The sequence below is a fragment of the Saccharothrix deserti genome, assembly GCF_009769385.1.
GTDB classification, from domain to species: Bacteria; Actinomycetota; Actinomycetes; order Mycobacteriales; family Pseudonocardiaceae; genus Actinosynnema; species Actinosynnema deserti.
Window position 1 is genome coordinate 1 of sequence record NZ_VKAB01000137.1, and the last position, 1,989, is coordinate 1,989.

The window sequence follows — 1,989 nt, forward strand, 5'->3', positions numbered from 1 at the left end:
TGCGGCGCGGGTCAGGGGAGGGGCAGGTCGGGCGGGATCTGCAGGGCGACGGTGATCAGGGAGCGGACGCGGGTGGCGACCGCGGCCAGTAGGCCGTGCACCTCCGGCGGCGCCGCCTCGGCCGCGGCCTGGAGGGTGCGCGGGTCCTCGTCGATGCGGTCCAGGATCGCGCCGACGTCGGCGTGCCGGTTGCGCAGCGCGGCGGCGATCTCCTCCAGCGGAACTCCCTGGACCTCGAGGCGTTGTACGAGGTGGATGCGGTCGACGTCGGTGGGGTGGTGGGGGCGGTAGTTGCCGCGGTGCGTTCGGCTGCCGTGGCGGTGTCGGTGGTGTCCGCCACGGTGGGATGGTCCTGGGCGAGCTGTCTCGTCCGGCGCCGGTCGGATCGGCCTGGAGGGGAGCCATCCGGTCCATGCTTTGACAACGCCGTGCTCAAGTCATCACTCCCACTTCACCCGGGAATGGCACTTCATTCCTGGGTCCGTGCGGGGTGATACTGGGTGGGAGGGGAGTACTTCCGCTGGGTCTGCCCGGTCAGTACGGACATCCCGTGGTGTCCCCGGGAGGCCGCCCCGGTGGGGTGAAGGAGACCTCGAACGCAGTGGGGTTCGAGGAGGTCCTATGCCCGGGTCATCCGCTGTTCTGGCCGCTCCTGCCGAGTCCGTCGGGTCGCCGGGTTTGTGGTCTGTCAGCATCGCGGCCCTGCTGGTGCTGGTCGTCGCCGACTTCGCCGTGACCCGCCGACCGCACGAGGTGTCGATGCGGGAGGCCGTGGGCTGGTCGGTGTTCTACCTCGCGCTGCCGGTGGTGTTCGGGCTCTGGCTGTGGGCGGCGTTCGGCGGCGGTCAGGCGGTGGAGTTCATGACGGGGTTCGTGGTGGAGAAGTCCCTGTCGGTGGACAACCTGTTCGTGTTCATGCTGCTGCTCGCCGCGTTCGCCGTCCCGCCTGCGGTGCAGCAGCGCGTGCTGCTCTACGGCATCGTCGGCGCGCTGGTGCTGCGCGGTGTGTTCATCGCCGCCGGCGCGGCGCTGCTGGCGGCCGGGACCTGGGCGTTCCTGGTGTTCGGTGTGATCCTGTTCGCCTCGGCGGTGAAGATCCTGCACGAGGCGCTGACCGGTGCGAGTGCCGTCCGGGACACCTCGCGGATGCGGTCGGTACGACTGCTGCGCCGGCTGATGCCGGTCACCGACGACTACCACGGCGCCCGGCTGACCGTGCGCGAGCGGGGGCGGCGCGCGTTGACCCCGTTGGCGGTCGTGGTGGTGGCGGTGTTCGCGACCGACGTGGTGTTCGCGGTCGACTCGGTGCCCGCGGTCTACGGCATCACCGAGGACCCCTACCTCGTGTTCGCCACGAACGCCTTCGCCCTGCTGGGCCTGCGCGCCCTCTACTTCGTGCTGCACACCGCGCTGGCCACGCTCGTCCACCTCAACCACGGCCTGGCGGTCATCCTCGCCTTCATCGGCGCGAAACTGGTCCTGCACTGGGCGCACGGGATCCGGCCGGGCGTGCCGGAGATCCCCACCCCGATCTCCCTGGCCGTGATCATCGCCGTCCTGGCGACCGTCATCGTCACCAGCCTGCGCGCCCGGCGTCGCGCCGAAGGACACGACGGTCAGCCCGCCGAGCAGGCTTCGGCAGCGGAGGACTGAGCCGTGCCCACCGCTCTGATCGTCGACGCCCTGATCGACATCGGCCTCACCGTGCTCGTCATGGCCGCGCTGGTGTTCACCTGCGCGGCCATGTACCCGCCCCGGCCACCACGCGGGCCCCGCCCGTGACGGGCCACGGCCTGCAGCAGGCGACACCGACCGGTCTCGCCTCGGTGTCGGGCGATGCGTTCGCGGACACCGACGGTGCGATAGCCGGTAGCGTGATGCAGGGCGGTGCCGGCGCGGTTCTCGGGGAAGAGCACGGTCTGGGCGGCAACGACCTGCCGACACCTCGCCCGCGGAAGCCCTCGCCGACGTAGACGGAGGTCTCGGCGA

At 71.1% G+C, this 1,989-nt stretch carries 2 protein-coding genes and 1 pseudogene; 2 read left to right on the top strand and 1 reads right to left on the bottom strand.

What is annotated here, in order from left to right:
- Positions 1–621 precede the first annotated feature (621 nt).
- Positions 622–1,653, top strand: a complete 1,032-nt coding sequence (locus FM051_RS49840) for a TerC/Alx family metal homeostasis membrane protein (protein ID WP_158854958.1) — start codon at positions 622–624, stop codon at positions 1,651–1,653.
- Between the two features lie 3 nt (positions 1,654–1,656).
- A complete protein-coding gene (locus tag FM051_RS53590) occupies positions 1,657–1,782 on the top strand; it encodes a hypothetical protein (RefSeq protein ID WP_274383921.1) in 126 nt (41 codons plus the stop codon).
- A 38-nt stretch (positions 1,783–1,820) separates the two neighbouring features.
- On the opposite strand, the pseudogene FM051_RS52980 reads toward FM051_RS53590, so the two are convergent.
- A pseudogene (locus FM051_RS52980) lies at positions 1,821–1,989 on the bottom strand (N-acetyltransferase family protein); the annotation flags it as partial.